Consider the following 24,143-nt stretch of genomic DNA (forward strand, 5'->3'; position numbering starts at 1 on the left):
TCCAGCTGGTTTGAATTTGCGGTTAAGCCAGGCAATGAATATGAAAAAACAGGCAATATATTCGCTAAGAACTTATTTGAAGGCCTTGGAGTATGATATGTAAGTGTAAAAATGAAGTCTCATTACCGTGCAGCAACACGGGGTTTTAAAGGAGTTATTTCGGTAGGCGTTTTTTCATTTCTTCAACAATATTAAATGCCGCCGGACAGATGGCAGTATTTTTTAAGGTGAGGTTGGTAATCTGATGAAATTTTTTTCTATCCGTATGCGGGTATTCTCTACAGGCTTTTGGCCGCACGTCATAGATTAAACAATAATTATCATGACCCAGAAAGGTGCAAGGTACACTTTGAAGAATGTAGTCGTTGTCTTCATCGATCTTTAGATACTGATCTATAAATTGCTGGGGTTTGAGCTTGAGGTGTTTGGCAATACGTTCAATATCCGCATTGGTAAAAAGTGGACCTGTTGTTTTACAGCAATTAGCACAAGTTAAGCAGTCGGTTTTACTAAATTCTTCATCGTGGAGCTCTTGCATGAGCTGATCAAGATTTTTAGGGGGCTTTTTCTTAAGCTTCGAAAAATACTTTTTATTTTCTTTATGCTTATCTTTGGCCAGTTGTGGGAGTTGTTTTAGGAAATCGTCCATTTGCTATCATTATGCCTTTGATGCAAAAGTAATATCTTTTGATGGATCTAATATAGTATTCTCCGTAATGTAATGTTTGTTAATTTATGAAAGACCTTTTTGGAAAAGCAATCCTTGATTATCAATTGGGGAATTATACTGAGGATATCAAAACGGAAACCTCTATTTCAGAAGAGGATGATTTACCATTACCATATTTGTTTCGTGCTTATGACGAAATGCCGGCAATTGAAAAGAAAGCAATGGATCTTTCAAAGGGCAGGGTGTTAGATGTAGGTTGTGGAGCTGGTAGTCATTCTTTATATCTTCAAAATGAGAAGCATTTGGAAGTGATGGCAATTGATGTCTCTGAGGGTGCGGTAAAAGCATCTGAATTAAGAGGACTCAAAAATGTTCGGCTGCAAGACGTAATGAAATTAGAAGGAGAGCAATTTGATACCATCTTATTGTTGATGAATGGTGCTGGAATGTGCGGCCGGTTAAATCGAATATCTACATTTTTAAATAAGTTGAAAAACTTGCTAAAAAAGGATGGACAGATTTTAATGGATTCTTCGGATATCGTTTATATGTTTGATCAGGATGGTGATGGCGGGTACTGGATTCCTACCGACATGGATTATTATGGAGAGGTTGATTATTACGTGCGCTATAAAGGGGAAGAGGAACCACCGATAGATTGGCTCTATATAGATTATAATACGCTGCAAAATGCAGCACAAGCTAACGGATTTAATTGTGAGCTTGTGCAGGAAGGAAAACATTATGATTATTTGGCAAAATTAACGATTGCCTGATTAGGAGTTAGCCTTAAGTACGATTCTGTATCGTGCCTTACCATCCTCCAAATGTTTTAAGGCATCGTTTATTCGACTCATTGGGAATTCCTCCGTTGTTGGGTATATGTTATGTCGTACACAGAATTCTATCATTGTTCTGGAAAGGGCAGGGCTTCCGATAGGGCTTCCGCCAACCGATTTTTCCCCCATAATTAAACTGAAAGCAGGAATGGCCATGGGTTCTAAAACCGCACCAACATTGTGAAAGGTGCCTTTGGGAGCTAACACTCCTAAATAGGCATTCCAGTCCAACGTTACATTAGTAGTGTTTAAGATAAAATTCAGACTTCCGGCGATACTTTCCAATTCTTTAGGGTCTCTCGAGTTGATGACACGATGTGCACCCATTTCCAGAATTTCGTCTTTTTTAGCAGGATTTGAACTGAAGGCTGTGACATCACATCCCCAGTGGTGCAAAAATTTTATGGCCATATGTCCCAAACCTCCTATCCCGATGACACCCACTTTATCTGTAGGTTTCACATCCGCCAAAAGGATGGGGTTAAAAACGGTAATGCCTCCACAAAAAAGTGGACCTGCTTTGCTCATGTCTATATTTTTCGGTAATGGTATTGCTGCCGACCAATGACACCTTACTTTGTCTGCAAATCCTCCATGTCTGTTCACAATAGTAGATTCAGCGGTGTTGCAAAGATGATGATCACCATTCATACATTGATTACAATGCATGCAGGCTCCGGAAATCCAGCCAAGTCCAACAAGATCACCTTCTTTAAGGTTTTTTACATCTGTTCCAACTGCGGTTATTTCCCCGGTAACTTCATGTCCGGGTACAAAGGGGTAGGTTGTCATTCCCCATTCGTTATTTAGCATACTTAAATCCGAATGACATAGACCGCAGTAATGCACTTTGATCTCCACTTCTTCATTTTTAAGTTTCTCAAATTGGTATTCGAAAGGTTCTAGTGTGCCACCAGCGGAATGAGCGGCATAGGCTTTTACAGTACTCATTGTTTTTTGGTTTTAAGAAGTGAATAGGTAATCTGTTGATTGTCAAATCACTTAAAGATACAAAAAACAAGGTAGAGAACAGCTAATTAGAAGTGCTCAAGGCGTTAAATAATTCTTAAGGAATGTTGAGGTATTTGTGTGTTTGCAGAGAAATTTTCCATTTTGGATGGGTCATTACATAATCGACAATCTCCGGCATCATCTTTTCTCTTCGGCTCCATTCAGGTTGTAGGTATAACTCACAAGACTCACTGACTTTTGCTGCTTGTTCTTCAGCAAATTTGAAATCGTGTTGATTGTAAACAATCACCTTAAGTTCGTCAGCAGCATTGTAGACCTCTTCCTTTGGGAGCTTCATTTTTTTAGGGGAGAGGCAAATCCAATCCCAAACCCCGGTTAAAGGATAAGCTCCAGAGGTTTCAATATGAGTTTTAAGACCTCTTTCTTTCAGCCTTTGGGTTAGAGGATCCATGTTCCAGGTGAGTGGTTCACCTCCTGTTATAACGATCGTATTTGCATATTTAACCGCATTGTCTACGATACTGGTTATTTCAGTAGGAGGGTGGGTTTCTGCATTCCAGCTTTCCTTGACATCACACCAGTGGCATCCGACATCACAGCCGCCCACACGTATAAAATATGCGGCAGTACCTGTGTGATGACCTTCACCCTGTATCGTGTAGAATTCCTCCATCAAAGGAAGCATTTCTCCTTTTTCGACTAACTCCATTGTAGCTGTTGTAATCATGCGGCAAAGATAGTGATAGTTTATACTTTAGTACTTAAACACAGTAGTTTATTTCTATACCACATTAAATATTACCAATGCGTATAAGGCGAACCTTAGAAATCTTAAAGTACCATAAAGCGTAACATATCTGAAAGGGAAACTAATGATGCCCGCTGCAACGCAGGTTATAGAAAACGGAATCGGTAGAAGCGCTCCTACAATGATAAGAAATCCGCCCCATTTAGCTGTGTTTTTCAAATGCTTTTGCATTTTAACTTCCAGATAGCGATGGACAGCAGGTATTTTAGTAATAGCAACACCGATGAAATAAGAAATCAAACCTCCGATATAGGAAAGAACAGCTAAAATAGAAAGGAATAAGATCGGTTTAGCGGTTTTCCCAGCCCAGGCAATAAATATCTCAGGGGGTATTAAACCTAATAATGACTCTGAAACAAAGAAAATAGTGAACACCCCTTCAGGAGGAAGTGTTTGTGTCATTTCTTTGAAAAAAGTATTAAGGTCAAAAATAAAATAATCGATGGCAAAAATGGCACCAATAACCAAGGCAATAGGTAACAATGCTTTTTTTACACTTTTCCATACAAATTCGTAAAAACCTGTATATTGGTAATATTGGTGTAATAACTTAGCCTTCGATTTTTTTCTTTTTACGTTTGTTCTTTCCATGCAAAAAATTCAAGCAATCTTTTTGAATAGGTCCCAAAAATAGGGCAACAAAGATAGTTATAGTTTTTCGCAGAACATACCGCTTTAACTTTATTTTATAGAGCTTTAACACTATGCATTTCTTATGTTTAAGTGGCAATTGTATGATTCTTTGTCAAAGAGCAAGAAACCAGGTTGGTAATATCGTGGAATTTGTTGACGAAGATTTTCAGGAATTCGATGGTATTGATTTTAATAACAACTTCTCTGATTTTAGATGATGTTTGAGTATTGGTGTGTCTCCCTGTTCTCGTTCTGAATGCGTCATGCAAGTTCATCGGAGCTCCAATTTGTATTGATATACAAGGAACGTACCTTAAGTTGGCCAGACAATATTTTTTTGAATTGCTATTTTTTTCTCCAGGTTCAAATGAAATAAAGATCCTTTAATTTTTAGTGTATTGAAAGGAGTGGTTTTTTGATTTGAGGTTGCCAATATTGTTTTAAATCTCATTGAAAAAGGGCTTTAGTGGTGAATGATAGGAATTGATTTTTTCGTTGCCTGTGAATTTTCAATCTTGAATAAAATTACCTTATTTTTATAGAAAATTAAATATCAGTGAAGAACAATTCTTTTTTTGATCATATAGAACAGGGATATACCACTAAAGGGGAATTTATTACTTTAGGGTCTGCCATGTACCAGGGTGAAACTGTTTCCAATGCTTTTGTGAAAATACCTCTAAAAACCTTAAACAGGCACGGCTTAATCGCAGGTGCTACTGGTACCGGAAAAACCAAAAGCCTGCAGGTAATGGCTGAAAACCTCTCTGAAAAAGGAATTCCGGTTTTGTTGATGGATCTTAAAGGTGATTTAAGTGGTCTGGCTCAACCTGGAGAGGAAAAAAGTTTTATTACAGAACGGCATGAAAAGATAGGAATGCCCTATACACCTCAGCCTTTTCCAGTCGAATTGTTTACACTTTCTGAGCAAAATGGCGTGAGATTGAGGGCTACAGTTTCGGAATTTGGTCCCGTGCTTTTGTCGAGGATTTTAGATCTGTCAGATACGCAACAGGGGATATTGGCGGTAGTTTTTAAATATTGTGATGATCATAAGTTACCACTTTTGGACCTGAAAGATTTAAAAAAAGTGCTCCAGTATGCTACTGGTGATGGCCGAGATGATTTTCAGGAAACGTACGGACGGGTTTCTACCGCTTCTACAGGGGCTATAATGAGAAAGATTATAGCTTTGGAACAGCAAGGTGCTGAGTTTTTCTTTGGTGAAAAGTCTTTTGATGTAAATGATCTGTGCAGGGTAGATGAGCAGGGTAGAGGGTTTATTAACATAGTGCGTTTAACTGATATCCAAGACCGCCCTACCTTATTTTCTACCTTTATGTTGAGTCTTCTGGCAGAAATTTATGATACATTTCCTGAACAGGGAGACGCCGACAGGCCAGAACTGATATTTTTTATCGATGAGGCGCATCTGATATTTAAGGAAGCTTCCGATGCTTTACTGGATCAAATAGAAAGTATTGTTAAATTAATACGTTCAAAAGGAATCGGACTCTATTTTGTGACTCAAAACCCTACTGATGTACCGGAAGAGGTGTTGGCGCAATTAGGATTGAAGGTTCAACATGCTTTAAGGGCATTTACGGCTAAAGATCGTAAGGCTATAAAATTAGCTGCTCAAAATTACCCTGAGACAGATTTTTATGAAACCGAAGAGATATTAACAAGTTTAGGTATAGGTGAAGCTTTGGTAACGGCTTTAGATGAAAAAGGTCGACCTACTCCTTTGGCTGCAACTATGATGCGGGCACCGATGAGCAGGATGGATGTATTAAATGATACAGAGTTGAAAGCAGTCCTTGAAAAGTCAACGCTTATTCCAAAGTATAATGAGGTGGTCGATCGCGAGAGTGCCTATGAGCTGCTCAATGAAAAGATAGCGAAAGCCACACAAGAAGAAGCTCAACAAGAAGCAAAGGAAGCTCAGAAAAAAAGAGCTCGAGCTTCGAGCAGGTCTTCTTCCGGGATGAATCCTATTTTAAAAGTGCTTACAAGTGCTACTTTTATTCGCGGGGTGTTTGGAATTTTGAATAAGGTAATGAAAAAATAAAAGTGTATATAACAGATATTCCTGATGAATATAGTCTCTCAATTTTTATATATAAAAAGAGCAAAGGATCGTTTAAAAGCGAAGACGGGTCAAACTGAGTTTTCCAAGAGAGAACTCGTAGGAGAAGTACGTGCGCTTCAGGTAGAATTTGCACATACCGTTAAAGAGGTGCTCTTTATCATTATTGGTGTTTTTTCAGCTGGTTTTGGATTGAACGGTTTTTTGCTCCCTAATCAATTTATCGATGGGGGAGCTACAGGAATCTCCTTATTGTTACAGGTGATTTCTAATTTTTCTTTAGGAATATTGTTATTGATTGTGAATTTGCCATTTCTCATCTTAGGAGCTAAGACGATAAGCAAAAAGTTCGCGATTAAAAGTATACTTGCAATTATGGCATTGGCCATTGTAGTGCACTTTGTACCGTATCCGACCATTACGGACGACAAGCTGTTAATTGCTGTTTTTGGTGGTTTTTTTCTGGGACTTGGAATTGGAATGGCTATGAGAGGAGGCGGTGTGATTGATGGTACAGAAGTTTTGGCTATTTACTTAAGCAGAAAGCTGCATCTCACTGTGGGGGATGTATTGTTGATTATTAATATTATTATTTTCTCCGTTGGGGCCTACTTGCTTTCTGTCGAGACAGCACTATATGCCATATTGACTTATCTGGCTGCAGCTAAAACAGTCGATTTTGTAGTGGATGGTGTCGAGGAGTATATTGGAGTAACCATAGTTTCAGGGAAAAGTGAGGAAATAAGAATAATGTTAACCGAAAAAATGGGGAGGGCATGTACAATCTACCAGGGAAGAAGAGGGTATAGTAAATATGGAGAAGAACGTATAGCGACCGAAATCATTTACACGGTTGTAACTCGATTGGAGTTAGCAAGATTAAGTACTGAAATTGATAAAATTGATAAAAAAGCTTTTGTGGTCATGGATATTGTCAAAGATATTAAAGGCGGAATGATCAAGAAAAAGCCGTTAAAGTAAGATTGGGATTATGACCAGGAAATATACTGTACAAAAGTCGCCATTTGTAGTCCCGACTACAGATGGTAAGCTCATTGAAGAACATTTTGGAGCAGCTTCTAAAGGTGGTGAGCAATTAAGTATAGCGCATATGATTGCACCACCAAAGTGGAGTGAACCCTTTCAGACCCCTGAGTTTGATGAATATACCTATGTCATAAGGGGTAAAAAACAATTTGTGGTAGATGGGGAAACCATTGTTTTGGAGGCCGGTCAATCCATTAAGATTGAAAAAAATACCCGGGTACAATATTCTAATCCTTTTGATGAGGAATGTGAATATATGGCAATATGTATGCCTGCATTTTCGATTGATAAGGTGAATAGGGAAAATGATTAATTCGTTCCTACCAATTTTTTGAGCTTTTCAGAGAGAGAAAACAGGTATTGTAACAAGTCGATTACCAGATGTGCTTCTTTTAATCTGCTTCTGGTCTCTTCGGTGATGACCAGGTTTCCTAATGAAATTTCTTCTTGTCTTTTCTTTATAAGTTCCGCATAATGAGACTTAATCTGGTTGATAGCCTCTCGGTGTTTAAGGCTGTCAGATGTTGCAATATGATTGCCCTTCAGTAATTGAATCGATTCGTTGAGGTTTTTAATGATTTCATCAATGTAGTCATTAAAGTCACTCGAGGCTGATGAGGTATGGTGGTTTTGAATATAAGTTCCGATAGCTGCAGTTGATGATAAAAAGGTGTGTTGAATGACTACAGCTTCGTATAATACCATAAAGTTTTTTTGTTTCGATTTAGGTTCCTGAGCCATGCGCTGAAAGGTGGCCATTAAATTACCAATGGCTAAAAATGCTTCCTTTCGCGAAATAACATAGGAAGTGCTTTTGTCTTCCTTGTTATTGTAAAGCGACTTTACTTCTTTCAGGTAGTTAATGTTTGATTCAATCGATTTTATAAGGAGGTCATTATGGTAATAGAACTCCCAGGCTGGCCATAAGGTGTAATTAGCAACGATAGCTAAACCGGCACCGATTAAGGTGTCTATGATACGGTATTGAATAACTTCAAAAGCATTCGGCTGTAATAGAGCATACACAAAAACGATGTTGAGTGTGATGAAAGTGGCGGACGCTTTGTAATTCTGTTGTATAAAGGAAAATCCCATGGTCATCGAGACCAGGATAATAGCGATGTACACGTAAATATTTTGAGTAAGAACAATAATGGCCACAGCAATGAGTCCTCCAATCAGGGTCCCTGCAATACGTTGTTTCGATCTTTCTTTGGTAAGCCCATAATTTGGCCGCATGATTACAATAATGGTTAAAATAATCCAATAGGCATTTTGTATCGAAAAAAGGCTGCCAATTAAAAATCCAGCTAAAACTGTAATGGTTAAGCGTAAGGAATGTTTAAAAATGGGCGATTTAAACGAAAGATTCTCTTTTAGCGTATTGATGCTATAATCTTGAGGAGTAAGTAATTTTTTATTCGGAGATTTTTGTTCTTTTTCGGTTTGTTTTAAGGTGATGGTCAATACTCTTTTTATATTCTTGATCTTCTCGGCTTGCTGTTCGATGTAATCGTAAAGATTTCGAAGCAGTAATATCTTATCCCGGTTTTGTTCAACATCAACCGAGGCTTTGTAATTTTCGATATCATTATGAGCCGTTGCGAGTAAGGTGTCAAGGTCTGCTCCTCGGATACTGCCATTTTTTTTTGAAATTTTAACTGAAAGGATTTCCAGCTCAATAGCTATATTTTGAGAAATGGCTGCAAAACTTTTAATAATGTTTTTATTGTCTTTTTTAAAGTTTTTATCAATGGTTTTGTAGTTCATCGGGTTGGCGATGGCCAATTCCAGCATATCGATCAGTTCGATAAATACCATTAACTGCTTTTTGATATAATTGGTGGATCCGGATTTAATACGGGCATTGAGTAAAACCGACCTTAAAGACTCGTGCTTTTCGTTTAATTCTGTTTGTAATTGAAATAGTTTTTTTAAAAGCTCTTTTCTTTCACTATCATCTACAAGAATTAATTCAGCTCTTGTATTGAGATAGTCTGCAGTTAATCTCATTACCTCCGAAAGAAGTTGCATGCTGAACTGAGTCGGATTTATGAGTGAGTAGGCTGTTGATAATAACAAGTACCATAGTCCTCCTAAGGCAGTAACTCCTGCGTGTAAAATAATATCATGGCCCGTTCTTAAATGAGCCATACTTATTGCTATGGCCAGGAGGCCTGACAGCGATACCAGAGATGCTCTGAAACCATAAACTGAAATATAAGCATAGAAGAAGACCAGGACAAGCAGCGTTATACTGATCAGGATGTAATGATGGTACGTAAGGTTGATTAAAATGATATTAATCACTGCAAAAATAATCGCAGCAAGAACTCCGTAAAGTTTGTGTTTCGTGTTACCCGGGATGTCGGGAACCGAGGTTAGTAAAACTCCAAACGCCAAAGAGGCTCCCATTTCAATTTTACCAGCAAAATAGCTTATAGCAATAGCCGTAACCGCAGCTAAAGTAATTAGTAGGCCTTTGGCGAATTGAAAGCTTTTGAAAAATTGGGTTACTTCCTTTAGCATTATGATCTCTTAGCTTTACAAAGTTAAAATACTCTTTCGTTTTAATTCCTATACGATCCCAATAAAGTTGAAGTTATATCGGCATTTCTTGTAAGATTACTGAAACAAAATTAACTTTGGGCAGCTGTTAAAAAAAAGACGTTATATTTACATTACTAAAAGATAAACAGTTTTTTAGTATTAGAAATAACCTGCCTGCTGATAACAGATGTACACTTAAAAAACTAAAACTAACTCAAAAAACAGGGATGAAGAAAATTTGTTTACTCTTTCTCGCATTCGCAATGTCATGTACCAAAAAGGAGAAAATTGACCTTTTAGTTACCAATGCAAATATTTATACTGTGGATTCAGCTTTTAGCAAGGCTGAAGCAATGGCTGTAAAGAACGGTAAAATTATGGCAGTTGGCCTTAACGAAGAGCTTACAGAAATTTATGAAAGTCAAAGAATTTTAGATGCTAAAGGGAAAACCATACTTCCCGGGCTTATAGACGCCCATTGTCATTTTTTTGGTTTGGGGCTTAATCAGCAGATGGTAGACCTTTTAGACACGAAGAGTTATGAGGAGGTGTTGCAAAAGGTTGTTGCTTTTCAGAAAGAAAAACAAAAGGATTTTATTTTCGGAAGGGGATGGGATCAAAATGATTGGGAGGAAAAAATATTCCCGAATAAGGATAGGTTAGATAAGTTGTTTCCTGATACCCCCGTTGTTTTACAGCGGATAGATGGACATGCATATCTGGTAAATCAAAAGGCCTTAGATCTTGCCGGAATAACAAAGGAAACTAAAGTTTCAGGAGGAGAGATCGTGATTGAGGATGGAGCCCTTACCGGAGTTTTAATAGACAATCCAATGGCTATGATCGATGCGATTGTACCGGATATTAGCAGAGCAGACCAGGCAAAAGCTTTGCTGGATGCCCAAGCGTTATGTTTGGATTTTGGATTGACCACAGTGAGTGATGCTGGACTTGACAGAGAGGTTATTGAGTTGATTGATAGTTTGCAGCAACAAGGAGATCTAAAAATGAGAGTTTATGCCATGGTAAGTAATAATAAAGAAAACCTTGATTTTTATTTGCCTAAAGGAATTATTAAAACGGACCATCTCAATGTAAGATCAGTAAAGGTTTATGGAGATGGAGCCTTGGGCTCAAGAGGAGCAGCCTTGAAAGAGGAGTATTCGGACAAACACCATCATTTTGGAGCTATGGTTACTTCCGTGGACGAAATTCATGACCTGGCAACACGAATTGCTGCTTCCGATTATCAAATGAATACACATGCTATAGGAGACTCCGCTAATGCAGTCGTTTTGAAAGCTTATGAGGCTGCTTTAACAGGAAAATCAGATCGACGCTGGCGAATTGAACATGCCCAGGTAATCGATGGAGAGGATTTTAATTATTTTAGTAAAGGGATTATACCATCGGTACAGCCTACACATGCCACAAGTGATATGTATTGGGCTGAGGATAGGTTGGGAGAAGATCGGATTGAGAGGGCTTATGCATATAAAACGCTTTTGAATAAATCTGGGGTACTTGCTTTAGGTACTGATTTTCCGGTAGAGAAAGTGAGCCCGTTTTTAACTTTTTATGCGGCCGTAGCTCGCAAGGATCTTGAGGATTATCCTAAAAACGGATTTCAAATCAAAGATGCATTAACAAGAGAAGAGACCCTGAAAGGGATGACCATATGGGCCGCTTTTGCTAATTTTGAAGAGCAGGAGAAAGGTAGTTTGGAGCCTGGTAAATTTGCAGATTTTATTATCCTTGACAAGGATATTATGCAAGTTCCTATAGAGGAGGTTCCTGATCTGCAAGTAGAGCATACCTATTTAGGAGGGGAGTTGATGCCGAAAAAAGAATAGTGTTGCCAAAGTAGCATATTGATATAAAAAAAGCACCTCATTGAGGTGCTTTTTTATTTTTAAATCTGAAAGATCTACAGGCCAAATGGGATGGCTACTCTGGTAGTGTCCCAACCTAAAACCATATCGATTTTATTGTCATCTTCTTTTTTAAATGCAATGGAGAAAGCTTCCAAAGATTCGTTGCCCTGAGCCACAGGTACTGTAATTCTGGCAACATCATTGGCTTCCTTGTACGAATAGGCTCCCCAAACATCTGTATCATTGTTTAGGATGATCGTCCAGTCGTTAGCTCCAGGAATGGTGTACAAGGTGTAGGTTCCAGCTTTTACTGGTTTGTCTCCAAACATAACATCCTGGTAAAATCGAATTTCCGTAGCTTCGTTAGCTCCTGTTCTCCAAACTTTTTCAAAAGGAACTAAATTCCCAAAGACACTTCGTCCTTTCATCAGCGGTCTTGAATAGATAACTTTGATGCTAGGCGCTGCATTGCGATCAGTTTTGTAGTATGCAATGTCTGCAACACTCTTGTCAATTCCGCTAAATTTCTGAGCACTAATTTCGTTGAAAGCTAATAAAGCTGTAAATAGTGTGATTACTAAGGTTAGTTTTTTCATTTGTAGTTAATTTTATTTAAGACAATAAAGGTAATTAGTTAAAATGGTTTCTTCCTATAGTGGTTTAGTTAATGTTTTTTTAAAAAAGGAGACTTACAAATTGTAATAGGTTGTAGCATGATTTAATGTTTGAAGTTTATTTTTGTGTGTAATCGCGTATGTTTAGTTTTTAATAGCAACCAATAATGAGGTTTTGGTTTTTAAATTGAAACTATAATCTAATATTTGCCTTGTAATTATAAATGATATAAAAGCAATATTGATATGTGTGGAATTGTTTGTGCATTCGATTTAAAAGAGCAAGCGGAGGTTCTAAGACCTCAATTGTTAGAAATGAGTAAAAAATTACGTCATAGAGGTCCTGATTGGAGTGGGATATATAGTAATGATAAGGCAGTTATGGCGCATGAGCGTTTGGCTATCGTTGATCCCGCATCAGGAGGTCAACCGCTCCTTAGTGAAGATGAGAAGTTTGTTTTGGCGGCCAATGGTGAGATTTATAACCATAGAGAGCTTCGTAAGCAATTTGAAGGTAGATACAATTTTCAGACACAGTCTGATTGTGAGGTGATCCTTGCTTTATATCAGGAGAAGGGGCCAGGATTTATCGATGAGATGAATGGTATTTTTGGGTTCGCTCTATACGATGTTGATAAAGATGAATATTTTGTGGCCAGAGATCATATGGGGATCATTCCGCTCTATATTGGTTGGGACCAAAATGGAACTTTCTATGTGGCTTCTGAATTGAAAGCTTTAGAAGGAATTTGTACTAAAATTGAAATTTTTCCTCCGGGACATTACATGCACAGCTCAGATGGTGAGTTGAAACGTTGGTATACTCGCGACTGGACCGAATTTGAAACGGTTAAGGAGGCAGAGACAAGTATAGAAAAGGTTCGTCAGGCATTGGAGGATGCAGTTCACAGACAATTAATGAGCGACGTTCCATATGGGGTGCTTCTTTCAGGAGGATTAGATTCTTCTGTGACTTCGGCAATAGCAAAAAAATATTCCGAAAAAAGAATTGAAAGTGATGATACAGATCAGGCTTGGTGGCCTCGACTGCATTCTTTCTCTGTAGGTTTGGAAGGTTCACCTGATTTGGCTGCGGCTAAAAAGGTTGCCGATCATATCGGAACTGTACATCATGAAATTAAATTCACGATACAGGAAGGTCTGGATGCCATAAAAGATGTGATCTATCATTTGGAGACCTACGATATTACAACTGTCAGGGCTTCTACTCCAATGTATTTAATGGCAAGAGTAATTAAGTCGATGGGGATTAAAATGGTCTTATCGGGTGAAGGAGCTGATGAGCTGTTTGGAGGGTATCTGTATTTCCATAAAGCACCTACCGCTAAAGATTTTCACGATGAAACAGTTCGTAAGTTAGATAAGCTTTATCAGTATGATTGCTTGAGGGCTAACAAGTCTTTGGCAGCATGGGGAATTGAAGGTCGTGTGCCGTTCTTGGATAAAGAGTTTATTGATGTAGCAATGAGTATTAACCCTCAGGATAAAATGATAAATGGAGAGCGCATGGAAAAATGGGTTATCCGAAAGGCGTTTGAGTCCTATATTCCTGAAAGTGTTGCCTGGAGACAAAAGGAGCAATTTTCTGATGGAGTTGGGTATAGCTGGATAGATACCTTGAAAGAATTAGTGGAAGCCGAGGTTTCGGATGAGCAGCTGGCCAATGCTAAATTCAGGTTCCCGATCCAGACGCCAAGATCGAAAGAAGAATATTACTATCGCACAATATTTGCTGAACACTTTCCTTCTGACACGGCTGCTTTAACAGTGCCTTCAGTGCCTTCGGTGGCTTGTAGTACACCAATTGCACTAGAGTGGGATGAAGCATTTAAGAACATGAACGAGCCTTCTGGAAGAGCAATTAGCAATGTTCATACTGATGCCTACGTGAGTTAAATTGTAGAATGTCTGATATAGTTTTAAAGGCGCCGTATTCTTACGGCGCTTTTTTTGTTGAGTTTTCACAAGTTTTTGTTAATAACTTGGAAGGTTTTATGTTTTTCATAACCTTGTTTTCACCTATAGTTTGCTATATTTGTCTGTTGCGCAAAATGTTTAAAAAACATCGAATTTATGAGTGAAGAAGTAACTAAAAAACAGTATTCGGCCGATAGTATACAGGCGTTAGAAGGTATAGAGCACGTTCGTATGCGTCCTTCAATGTATATTGGTGATGTTGGTCCGCGAGGTTTACACCATTTAGTATATGAGGTTGTCGATAACTCGATAGATGAGGCATTGGCCGGACATTGTGATACCATTAGAGTAACTATAAATGAGGATAATTCTATTACCGTTGAGGATAACGGTCGTGGGATCCCTGTAGATATACATAAAAAGGAAGGCGTGTCGGCACTGGAGGTTGTAATGACTAAAATTGGTGCCGGTGGTAAGTTTGATAAAGATTCATATAAAGTTTCCGGTGGTTTACACGGTGTAGGTGTATCTTGTGTGAATGCTTTGTCAGATCACCTGAAGGCTACGGTGTATCGAGATGGCAAGATATGGGAGCAGGAGTATGAAAGAGGGAAGTCTGTATACCCGGTCAAAGCGGTAGGAGAGACTGATTTACGAGGTACTGTAGTAACTTTTCAGCCTGATGCTTCAATATTTCAACAGACCACAGAGTACAATTATGATACATTGGCCTCGCGTATGCGCGAATTGGCTTATCTGAATAAAGGAATCAAAATAACCCTGACGGATAAACGTCATACCAACGAAAAGGGTGAGTTTGAAGGTGAAGAATTTCATTCGGAAGAAGGGTTAAAAGAATTTATTCGATTCCTCGATGGAAATCGTGAATCGATCATTGCAGATGTAGTTTCAATGGAAGGAGAGAAAAATGGTATACCTGTAGAGGTTGCCATGGTTTACAATTCTTCTTTTAGTGAAAACCTGCATTCTTATGTTAACAATATTAATACCCATGAGGGTGGTACACATTTATCTGGATTTAGGAGAGGTTTAACCACTACGTTAAAGAAATATGCCGATAACTCCGGGATGCTGGATAAACTAAAGTTTGACATTGCTGGTGATGATTTTAGAGAGGGGTTGACGGCAATTGTTTCAGTAAAAGTTGCTGAACCGCAATTTGAAGGTCAGACCAAAACCAAATTGGGTAACAGAGAGGTGACTTCGGCAGTTTCTCAGGCTGTGTCTGAAATGCTGGAGAATTATCTCGAAGAGCATCCGAATGATGCCAAGACTATAGTGCAAAAAGTTATTATGGCGGCGCAGGCACGTCATGCCGCCCGTAAGGCGCGTGAAATGGTGCAGCGTAAAACCGTAATGAGTGGTGGTGGTCTTCCAGGTAAATTATCGGATTGTTCAGAGACAGACCCTGAAAAATGCGAAATCTTTCTTGTCGAGGGAGACTCGGCAGGTGGAACTGCAAAACAAGGGCGAGATCGAAATTTTCAGGCTATTCTTCCATTGAGGGGTAAAATTCTGAATGTTGAAAAGGCAATGCATCACAAGGTTTTTGAGAATGAAGAGATCAAAAATATTTTTACTGCTTTAGGGGTAACTATAGGAACCGAAGAAGATAGTAAAGCATTGAATCTGGAAAAGCTTCGCTATCATAAAGTGGTTATCATGTGTGATGCGGATGTCGATGGTTCTCACATTGCAACCTTAATTTTGACCTTCTTCTTCAGGTATATGAAAGAACTTATTGAAAATGGTCACGTTTATATAGCAACTCCTCCGTTGTATTTAGTTAAAAAAGGAGCAAAAAAGACCTATGCCTGGAGTGATAAAGAACGAGATAGATTAGCCCAGGAGTTTGGAGGTTCGGTGAATATTCAACGTTATAAGGGTCTTGGAGAGATGAACGCAGAGCAATTGTGGGACACGACCATGAATCCTGAGTTTAGAACTCTTCGTCAGGTAACCATTGATAATGGTTCTGAAGCCGACAGAATATTCTCAATGTTGATGGGAGATGAGGTGCCGCCTCGTAGAGAATTTATTGAAAAAAATGCAGCTTATGCTAATATTGATGCATAAGAAATAACATAAAATTGTTGTAAAAAACTCACGAGAACTCTCGTGAGTTTTTTTATTTTAGCCATCCCAAATCAAAACAATTATGAAGAAAATTCTATCTATTGCCTTTATGTGTACAGGGCTATTTACGAGCGCACAACAAAACATTAATGATTTGCTAGCAGCCGGTATCGATGATGCCGAACGTTATACCAACGATTATTTAGCTCCTGCTGCCGAAGGGTTAATGTACGGAATGAACAACGGTTGGTTCAACTCTGCAGAAGTAAAACCATTCTTAGGATTTGAGATTTCTTTAATTGGAAACGCAAGTCCGATTAAGGATAATAAAAAGTCTTTCACTTTAGATACCTCACAATATGAAAACCTACAGTTTGTCGATGGCAGTGTGAGTAAAGAAGTTGCTACAGCTTTAGGAGACCTTCAGGGAATAGAGGTGTTTGTTGACGGAGGCCAACCGGGTACTTTTGACGACGCTGTTTTCGAACTACCTTCTGGTTTGTCGGCAGAAAACATTGATTTTATTCCCACAGCAATGTTGCAGGCAAGTGTAGGACTTATAAAACATACGGAGGTGAAAGTTCGATTATTGCCTAAAACCTCCTATGACGACGCTTCCCTGGCCTATTATGGCTTTGGGTTGCAGCATGAGTTATCGGAATGGTTGCCGGGTAATAATTTGATGCCGGTAGCGATTTCAGGTTTAATAGCGTATTCTCATCTAAATGGTGAATATGACTTTACGGATACCCAAATCGTCGATGGAGAAAATCAGCGCTTTGAAACCAAAGCGGATACCTGGGTTTTTAATTTGATCGCTTCAACCAAATTACCGGTGATAAATTTTTATGGAAGTGTAGGGTATTTGACTGGTAAATCGAATACGGATATTTTAGGAACCTATGTGGTTGAGCAAGGGCCTTTACAATCAGAAACTGTAGTGGATCCATTCTCAATAGCAAAAAGCGCATCAGGGGTTAAGGCGACACTCGGTGCGAAGCTGAAACTTAGCTTTTTCCGCATTAACGCAGATTATACTTTTGGGGAGTTCGATAGTTTCAATCTGGGGATTAATTTTGGATTCAGGTAAAAGAAGAAATTATAACAAAGTTTAAATAAAAGGAGTCCAAAAGACTCCTTTTTTCATGCTATAAACTATGGATAATCAATAAATTTAACGAACTTTGCTACCGTTTTTAAAAATTATCAAATAATAAAATATATCATATGAAAGTTACAGTAGTAGGTGCAGGTGCCGTTGGAGCAAGTTGTGCTGAATATATTGCGATTAAAGATTTTGCTTCAGAAGTTGTTTTAGTAGATATTAAAGAAGGCGTTGCCGAAGGGAAGGCAATGGACCTTATGCAGACAGCTTCATTGAATGGTTTTGACACCAAAATTACAGGTTCTACAAATGATTATTCTAAAACAGCAGATAGTGATATTGCTGTAATTACAAGTGGTATTCCTCGTAAACCTGGTATGACGCGTGAAGAGCTTATCGGTATTAATGCTGGTATTGTAAAATCAGTTACTGAAAGTCTTTTAGCGCATTCTCCGAATGCAATTATTATTGTGGTTAGTAATCCTATGGATACTATGACCTATTTAGCACATAAAGTTACAGACCTTCCAAAGAATCGTATCATTGGAATGGGGGGTGCTTTAGACAGTGCACGATTCAAGTATAGATTGGCAGAAGCCTTGGGGGCTCCAATTTCTGATGTTGACGGAATGGTGATCGGAGGTCATAGTGATACCGGAATGATTCCTTTAACACGTTTGGCGACAAGAAACAGTGTTCCTGTTTCTAAATTCCTTTCTGAAGAGCGTTTAAATCAGGTAATGGAAGATACTAAAGTAGGTGGTGCTACCCTGACTAAATTGTTAGGAACCAGTGCTTGGTACGCACCAGGAGCTGCTGTTTCAGCAATGGTTCAGGCAATTGCTTGTGATCAGAAGAAAATGTTCCCTTGCTCATGTTTCTTAGAAGGAGAGTATGGATTGAATGATATTTCTATTGGAGTTCCTGCTATTATCGGTAGAAACGGTATTGAAGAAATCGTAGAGATCGAGCTGGATGAAGCAGAAAAAGCGAAGTTAACTTCAAGCGCCGAAGCAGTAAGTAAAACGAACGGAGCATTAAGTGATATTTTGAAATAATGCTTACAATACTTTCAAAAAAATCCTGCTGAATTGTTTTCATGCAGGATTTTTTGTATAGTAACCTTAAAATAAATTGGTTTATCATCGTGTAAATTTTATATTTGCTCGTTTTTAAAATTTGACTATTAAATAAAATTTAGGATGCAAAACAAGGGACTTATTAGGCTTTTTGCTATTTTATTTGGTATCGTAAGTATCTATCAACTATCATTTACTTTCGTTATCAATAAAGTAGAAGGAGAAGCCGAAGATTTTGCTGTGAACAAAATTACTTCTGATGAAGATAATTACGTAGCAAAAAGAGAGGCAGAGGAAGCAAGTTATTTAGATTCTATTGGCAATCAAACCGTTTATAATATCGGAGTTGCTAGCTTTACTTACAACGAAGCTAAGGAAAAGGAGCTAAACAAAGGACTCGATCTTAAAGGTGGAATTAACGTAATTCTTCAGATTTCTGTAAAGGATATCTTGAAAGGATTAGCTAATAACTCTAAAGATCCGGTTTTTAATAAAGCCTTAGACGAGGCTAGCGAAGCTTCAAAAAATAGCCAGGATACTTATATTGACTTATTCTTCGAAAAATTCACTGAAGTTTCAGCCGGAAGTACCAAGTTAGCTTCCCCGGATATATTTGCAAACAAAGCGTTAAGCAATGATATCAACTTCCAGATGACAGATGAGGAAGCTCGTCCCGTTATCCGCAGAAAAGTAGACGAATCTATTACATCTGCTTTTGAGGTTCTTCGTAAGCGTATTGATAAGTTTGGTGTTACGCAACCAAACATTCAGCGTTTAGGGAACTCTGGTAGAATTTTAGTAGAGTTACCAGGTGCTAAGGATATCGATCGTGTTAAAGGTTTATTACAGAGTACTGCACAGTTAGAATTCTGGGAAACATTTAAGGCAGACCAGGTATTACCTTATTTAGTTACTGCAGACGAAATACTTAAAGGTATTGTCGATACTGATAAAACAGTAGCTGAGCCGGAGCAGGAAGAAACTGAAATAGACTCATTACTTTCAGATATCGCTACAGATTCTTTAGACGTGGCACAATCAAACCCGTTATTGAGCTTAATGGTACAGCCAGGTTTCCAGGGAAGCCCGGTGGTTGCTACCTTCGCTTTAAAAGATACGGCAGAGGTAAACGGATACCTGAAAATGCCTCAGGTGCAAGCTGCAAGACCAACCGAATTGCAGACTGCTAAACTAGTTTGGGGTAAGCCTGCAAAAGATTCTGAGGTTATTGAATTATATGCTTTAAAATCTAACAGAGAGGGGATCCCTCCATTAAGTGGTAGTGTTATTACCGATGCTTCACAAAGTTATGATTTAGGAAACAGACCATCAGTTTCTATGCAAATGGATGGTAAAGGAGCAAGAATATGGGAAGAGCTTACAGGAAAAGCTTTCAGAGAGCAAGGAAATATTGCTATTGTTCTTGATAATATCGTTTATTCTGCACCTGGTGTAAGCAGTGGACCAATTAGCGGAGGTAACTCTGAAATATCAGGTGACTTTACCCTGAATGAAGCAATTGACTTAGCAAACGTGTTAAGAGCAGGTAAATTACCAGCATCAGCAGATATTATTTCGTCTGCGGTGGTTGGACCATCTTTAGGTCATGAAGCAATTAGCAGTGGTATGATGTCGTTCATCATTGCGATGATTATTGTACTTATCTGGATGATCTTCTATTATGGTAAGGCGGGTATCTTCTCAGACATCGCTCTGTCATTCAACATATTGTTAATTTTTGGTGTCCTTGCAGGGCTCGGAGCCGTATTAACATTACCTGGTATTGCCGGTATTGTATTAACCATAGGTATGGCGGTCGATGCCAACGTAATTATATATGAGCGTATTAAAGAAGAGGTCTTAAAAGGTAAAGGCAAGAAACAAGCGATAGATGATGGTTTCAAAAATGCATTATCTTCAATTCTCGATGCTAACATTACAACAGGTCTTACCGCTTTAATATTATTGGTTTTCGGAACCGGACCAATTCAAGGTTTTGCAACTACCTTATTAATAGGTATCGTTACATCACTATTTACAGCCATTTTTGTAACGCGTTTACTCATCGAGTGGTATACTGAGAAGAAAGGAAAATCTTTAGATTTCTATACCGGAGCAACCAAGAACCTGTTTAAAAATGTGAATATTGATTTCTTGTCAAAACGTAAGGTAGCTTATATTGTTTCAGGAATTGCATTGGTAGTAAGTTTAGGATCTTTATTCAGTTTAGGTCTTAACCAAGGTGTAGACTTTGTTGGAGGACGTTCTTATCAGGTTCGTTTTGAACACCCTGTAAACCCTTCTGAAATAGATTCAGAATTAGATGCTGTTTTCGGAAGTACAGAAGTAAAAACATTTGGTGGAGCAAATCAGATTAAGGTTACTACAAAATATAAAGTTGATGAAGAAGCAACTGAAGTTGATCAGGAAATTCAACAGAAATTATATGATGCATTGCAAAAATACTTACCTGAAGGAACTACTTATGAGCAGTTCTTAGGTGGAAGTGAAGATGCTAAGATTGGTATACTTCAGTCAATTAAGGTAGGGCCAACCATTGCGGATGATATTAAGAAAAATGCAGTTTGGGCAATTCTAGGATCGTTGGCAATTGTATTTATGTATATATTATTGCGTTTCAGCAGATGGCAGTTCTCTTTAGGTGCTGTAGCTGCAGTATTCCACGATGTGATCATTGTATTGGGTATATTCTCATTAACCTATAAGTTTATGCCTTTCAATATGGAGATCGATCAGGCTTTCATTGCGGCAATACTTACCGTAATTGGTTACTCCCTGAATGATACCGTAATTATCTTTGATAGAATTAGAGAGGTAATTAGCGAAAAGGGCTGGAGTGCTGGTGATAATGTGAATTCAGCATTAAACAGTACTTTAGGAAGAACCTTGAATACGTCAATGACCACCTTGGTGGTAATGATCACCATATTTATTTTCGGTGGTGAATCGTTAAGAGGATTTATGTTCGCTATGATTATAGGTATTGGAGTTGGTACATATTCATCATTGTTTATTGCAACACCAGTCATGTATGATACTTTAAAAAAGTCAATAACTGACGGAAAGAAGAAAGAGAATTAAATAGATTTCTAATCATACAAAAAAGGCCCTTTGAAGAAACAAAGGGCCTTTTTTTATGTGGCTTGCTCCTGTTTAACCATTGTTGAATCTTCCTCGCTTTTAGTAATGCCGTTCAGGAGTCCCTTAAATACGAAAGCATGAAAAGGCAAGACACTATACCAATACAAACGACCGCCAAGTCCTTTAGGTCTGAAGGTTGCTGTTTGAATTAACGTATTACCTTGCGTTTTAAACTCTAACCATGCCTCTCCCGGCAATTTCATTTCGGCAAATAATAATAAACGACCTTCTTCTTTATTCGCATAGAGTACACGCCAAAAATCGAGCGCATCTCCAGCTTCTAGGTCTGTTTCATTAGTTCTCCCTCGTCTGAGTCCTACACCCCCTACCAGCTTATCCATAAATCCTCTTAATTTCCAAAGTTTATTGCCATAATACCAACCATTTTTACCGCCCAATTTCCAGAGCTTTTCAATACATTCTTTACGATCTTTAAAAGACTGGCTTCTTTTATCGACGAAACATCCATATTGTGGTACATTGATAAAGTCGGAAATATTAAAATTGAGTCTGCCGCTGATTAATGAATCCTTCCAGCTGGAAACTATTTCGTTACTGTCAATTTTAGCAAAGGCCTTTTCTAAAGCTCTTTGGTAACTAATAGGCGTGATATTTAGTATTTTGTTTAAATCGTCATTTCTGCATATAACTTCAACCTTCATACTGTTAACCAAGGCAATAGCTAATTTGTATGAGGTAGAGGTAACAAAGTATAACCAATACGAAGACAGCCTCGGTGTCATTACAGGAACCGTCCATATGTATCGTTTTAAACCCCGTACTTTGGCATATCCAAGAAGCATATTTTTATAGGAAAGGATGTCAGTGCCCCCTATATCAAAGTTCTTATTGAACGTTTTTTCATTACCTAAGGTTAGACTCAAAAACTTAAGTACATCAGAGATCCCTATTGGTTGACACTTTGTTTGTACCCATTTTGGAGTTATCATTGCCGGAAGTTTTTCTGTTAAATCACGTATGATCTCAAAAGAAGCACTACCCGATCCAATAATTATTCCAGCTCGCAAGGTGGTGAATTTATAATTTCCTTTAGCTAATTCATCCTCTACATTTTTACGTGAGGTGAGGTGTTTCGATAACTCTTCTTCATTGATAATACCACTCAGATAGATTACATGTTTTACCGAGGTATGATTTATAACCTCTCTAAAGTTAATGGCTGATGCTTTCTCCAGAGCAACATAATCATCTGCTACAGACATAGAATGTACCAGGTAATAAGCGGCATCAATGTCTGATGGTATGTTACCTAATGTCTCTGGCTCCAGCAAATCAAATTCAGCAATTTCAATGGCTTCTAATACGGATGTTGGTGGTTGAAAACGGGCTTTATCCCGGACGCCGCAAACAACGGTATGCCCTTGGGCGATTAATACAGGGAGTAGTCGTTTCCCAATGTAACCCGTAGCACCAGTTAATAATACCTTCATAAACCACCTTTTCTATAAAGTTACTAAAAAACCGAGTGAATTAAAGAGATATCTGTTTTGTATCTGGCAGGATGCTTTTATAGGATGTGTTAAAAATATCGTTATTTAAATATGTCAGGTTTTTATTTTTTATATATATTTAAAAAAAGTTTACAAATAGGAAATTATAAAAAATTAATATTATGAATGACAGAAGAGCCTTTCTTAAGGGAGCATTAGCCACAAGTATTGTGATTTCACTACCATCGGCGGCATTTAGCTTATTTGATAAAGGAAATAAGCCCCTTAGAGTTGGTATGATTACGGATTTACATGAAGATATAATGCATGATGGTTTGTTGCGTATGGAGGCTTTTCTTAAGGTGATGAAGCGTAAAAAACCGGATGCATTGATACAGTTAGGAGATTTTGCCTATCCGGGAGATAAGAATAAGGAAGTAATAGAACTTTTTAATAATGCACATCCAAATACCCTACACGTGATCGGAAATCACGATATGGATGCCGGATATACCAGGGAACAATGTGTAGATTATTGGGGAATGCCAGATCGCTTTTATGTCAGAAAAATTAATGGGGTCAGTTTTGTGGTCCTGGATGGTAATGACAAAGGGTCTCCAGTACATAAAGGTGGTTATGCTTCTTATATAAATGAAATGCAATACCAATGGTTGGAACAGCAATTAGAGCAAATTGATGGTCCTGTCGTGATCGTTTCGCATCAACCCTTGGCCGGAGCTTATGCTATTGATAATGCTGAACAAGTTCAAGGATTATTAGCTAAACATTCCGATAAAATATTGGTGGCCGTAAACGGGCATACCCATATAGATGCCCATTTGGAGGTGCAGGGAATTCATTACGTACATATTAATTCAGCTTCGTATTATTGGGTGGGAGGTAAATTTCAACATGATAGTTATGATGAGTCGATTTTAAAGGAACATAAATATATTTCCTATACCTGTCCGTATAAAGAAGCGTTATTTACCTTGATGACAATCGACCCAAAAAGTCGAACCATTTCATTCTCAGGTAAAACCAGCAGGTGGGTTGGTGACAGTCCGGAAGAATTAGGGTTTGAAGGATATGAAAATGCAATCCCCGGAAAAGAAATTGTTCCGGAAATCAGAAAAAGAGAAATAAAGAGCTAGCCTGGCATGATCAATAGAGACTTTTCTTTTAATCCGGAGCTTCCTGTTTAATAAGGACTAT

General features: G+C 38.2%; 18 protein-coding genes. 11 read left to right on the forward strand and 7 right to left on the reverse strand.

Annotated features, from left to right (window positions below; all coding sequences use genetic code 11):
- Positions 1 to 154 precede the first annotated feature (154 nt).
- Positions 155 to 649, reverse strand: coding sequence for a YkgJ family cysteine cluster protein (locus tag P278_RS01110; protein WP_038260939.1), 495 nt, complete (start codon positions 647 to 649; stop codon positions 155 to 157).
- Between the two features lie 86 nt (positions 650 to 735).
- Between P278_RS01110 and P278_RS01115 the strand changes: the two genes are divergently transcribed.
- Positions 736 to 1,446, forward strand: a complete 711-nt coding sequence (locus P278_RS01115; RefSeq protein WP_038260942.1) for a class I SAM-dependent methyltransferase — start codon at positions 736 to 738, stop codon at positions 1,444 to 1,446.
- On the opposite strand, the gene ahr is transcribed toward P278_RS01115, so the two are convergent.
- The 3 genes from ahr to P278_RS01130 all read right to left on the reverse strand — a co-directional run bounded on the left by ahr (position 1,447) and on the right by P278_RS01130 (position 3,880).
- Positions 1,447 to 2,460 carry an NADPH-dependent aldehyde reductase Ahr gene (gene ahr / locus P278_RS01120; RefSeq protein WP_038260945.1) on the reverse strand — a complete coding sequence of 338 codons (1,014 nt, stop codon included), beginning with the start codon at positions 2,458 to 2,460 and terminating at the stop codon, positions 1,447 to 1,449.
- 115 nt (positions 2,461 to 2,575) lie between these two features.
- The gene (locus P278_RS01125; protein WP_235444225.1) at positions 2,576 to 3,190 is read right to left on the reverse strand and encodes a 7-carboxy-7-deazaguanine synthase QueE; all 615 of its coding nucleotides are present in this window, start codon (positions 3,188 to 3,190) and stop codon (positions 2,576 to 2,578) included.
- Positions 3,191 to 3,262: 72 nt separating this feature from the next.
- Positions 3,263 to 3,880: a YqaA family protein gene (locus P278_RS01130; protein ID WP_038260951.1), complete on the reverse strand. Its 618-nt coding sequence runs from the start codon at positions 3,878 to 3,880 to the stop codon at positions 3,263 to 3,265.
- A gap of 598 nt (positions 3,881 to 4,478) precedes the next feature.
- On the opposite strand from P278_RS01130, the gene P278_RS01135 reads away from it, so the two are divergent.
- Genes P278_RS01135 through P278_RS01145 form a run of 3 tightly spaced genes read left to right on the forward strand, consistent with a single transcriptional unit; the run spans position 4,479 to position 7,371 of the window.
- Positions 4,479 to 5,993 (forward strand): helicase HerA-like domain-containing protein, encoded by a 1,515-nt coding sequence (locus P278_RS01135; protein WP_394331288.1) that lies wholly within the window; start codon positions 4,479 to 4,481, stop codon positions 5,991 to 5,993.
- Positions 5,994 to 6,017: 24 nt separating this feature from the next.
- Positions 6,018 to 6,992 carry a YitT family protein gene (locus P278_RS01140; RefSeq protein ID WP_038260954.1) on the forward strand — a complete coding sequence of 325 codons (975 nt, stop codon included), beginning with the start codon at positions 6,018 to 6,020 and terminating at the stop codon, positions 6,990 to 6,992.
- Between the two features lie 10 nt (positions 6,993 to 7,002).
- Positions 7,003 to 7,371, forward strand: a complete 369-nt coding sequence (locus tag P278_RS01145) for a cupin domain-containing protein (protein ID WP_038260957.1) — start codon at positions 7,003 to 7,005, stop codon at positions 7,369 to 7,371.
- On the opposite strand, the gene P278_RS01150 is transcribed toward P278_RS01145, so the two are convergent.
- A complete protein-coding gene (locus tag P278_RS01150; protein WP_038260959.1) occupies positions 7,368 to 9,587 on the reverse strand; it encodes an FUSC family protein in 2,220 nt (739 codons plus the stop codon). The two genes, P278_RS01145 and P278_RS01150, sit on opposite strands and share 4 nt — an antisense overlap.
- 248 nt (positions 9,588 to 9,835) lie before the next feature.
- Here P278_RS01150 and P278_RS01155 point away from each other — a divergent pair, with 248 nt between their 5' ends.
- Positions 9,836 to 11,461, forward strand: coding sequence for an amidohydrolase (locus P278_RS01155; protein WP_038260961.1), 1,626 nt, complete (start codon positions 9,836 to 9,838; stop codon positions 11,459 to 11,461).
- Positions 11,462 to 11,535: 74 nt separating this feature from the next.
- Here P278_RS01155 and P278_RS01160 read toward each other — a convergent pair whose 3' ends face one another.
- The gene (locus tag P278_RS01160) at positions 11,536 to 12,078 is read right to left on the reverse strand and encodes a DUF2911 domain-containing protein (protein ID WP_038260963.1); all 543 of its coding nucleotides are present in this window, start codon (positions 12,076 to 12,078) and stop codon (positions 11,536 to 11,538) included.
- 264 nt (positions 12,079 to 12,342) lie between these two features.
- Here P278_RS01160 and asnB point away from each other — a divergent pair, with 264 nt between their 5' ends.
- From asnB to secDF, 5 genes are all read left to right on the forward strand, one after another.
- A complete protein-coding gene (asnB, locus tag P278_RS01165; RefSeq protein ID WP_038260965.1) occupies positions 12,343 to 14,013 on the forward strand; it encodes an asparagine synthase B in 1,671 nt (556 codons plus the stop codon).
- Between the two features lie 177 nt (positions 14,014 to 14,190).
- The gene (gene gyrB / locus P278_RS01170) at positions 14,191 to 16,131 is read left to right on the forward strand and encodes a DNA topoisomerase (ATP-hydrolyzing) subunit B (RefSeq protein WP_038260966.1); all 1,941 of its coding nucleotides are present in this window, start codon (positions 14,191 to 14,193) and stop codon (positions 16,129 to 16,131) included.
- Positions 16,132 to 16,213: 82 nt separating this feature from the next.
- Positions 16,214 to 17,221, forward strand: coding sequence for a DUF6588 family protein (locus tag P278_RS01175; protein WP_038260968.1), 1,008 nt, complete (start codon positions 16,214 to 16,216; stop codon positions 17,219 to 17,221).
- Positions 17,222 to 17,358: 137 nt separating this feature from the next.
- The gene (mdh, locus tag P278_RS01180; RefSeq protein ID WP_038260970.1) at positions 17,359 to 18,294 is read left to right on the forward strand and encodes a malate dehydrogenase; all 936 of its coding nucleotides are present in this window, start codon (positions 17,359 to 17,361) and stop codon (positions 18,292 to 18,294) included.
- A gap of 144 nt (positions 18,295 to 18,438) precedes the next feature.
- Positions 18,439 to 21,417 (forward strand): protein translocase subunit SecDF, encoded by a 2,979-nt coding sequence (gene secDF, locus P278_RS01185; RefSeq protein WP_038260972.1) that lies wholly within the window; start codon positions 18,439 to 18,441, stop codon positions 21,415 to 21,417.
- A 53-nt stretch (positions 21,418 to 21,470) separates the two neighbouring features.
- On the opposite strand, the gene P278_RS01190 is transcribed toward secDF, so the two are convergent.
- Positions 21,471 to 22,928 (reverse strand): SDR family oxidoreductase, encoded by a 1,458-nt coding sequence (locus P278_RS01190; RefSeq protein ID WP_051413339.1) that lies wholly within the window; start codon positions 22,926 to 22,928, stop codon positions 21,471 to 21,473.
- Between the two features lie 182 nt (positions 22,929 to 23,110).
- On the opposite strand from P278_RS01190, the gene P278_RS01195 reads away from it, so the two are divergent.
- Positions 23,111 to 24,082 carry a metallophosphoesterase family protein gene (locus tag P278_RS01195; RefSeq protein WP_051413340.1) on the forward strand — a complete coding sequence of 324 codons (972 nt, stop codon included), beginning with the start codon at positions 23,111 to 23,113 and terminating at the stop codon, positions 24,080 to 24,082.
- Positions 24,083 to 24,143 lie beyond the last annotated feature (61 nt).

The sequence above is a fragment of the Zhouia amylolytica AD3 genome, assembly GCF_000511935.2.
Lineage (GTDB): Bacteria > Bacteroidota > Bacteroidia > Flavobacteriales > Flavobacteriaceae > Zhouia > Zhouia amylolytica.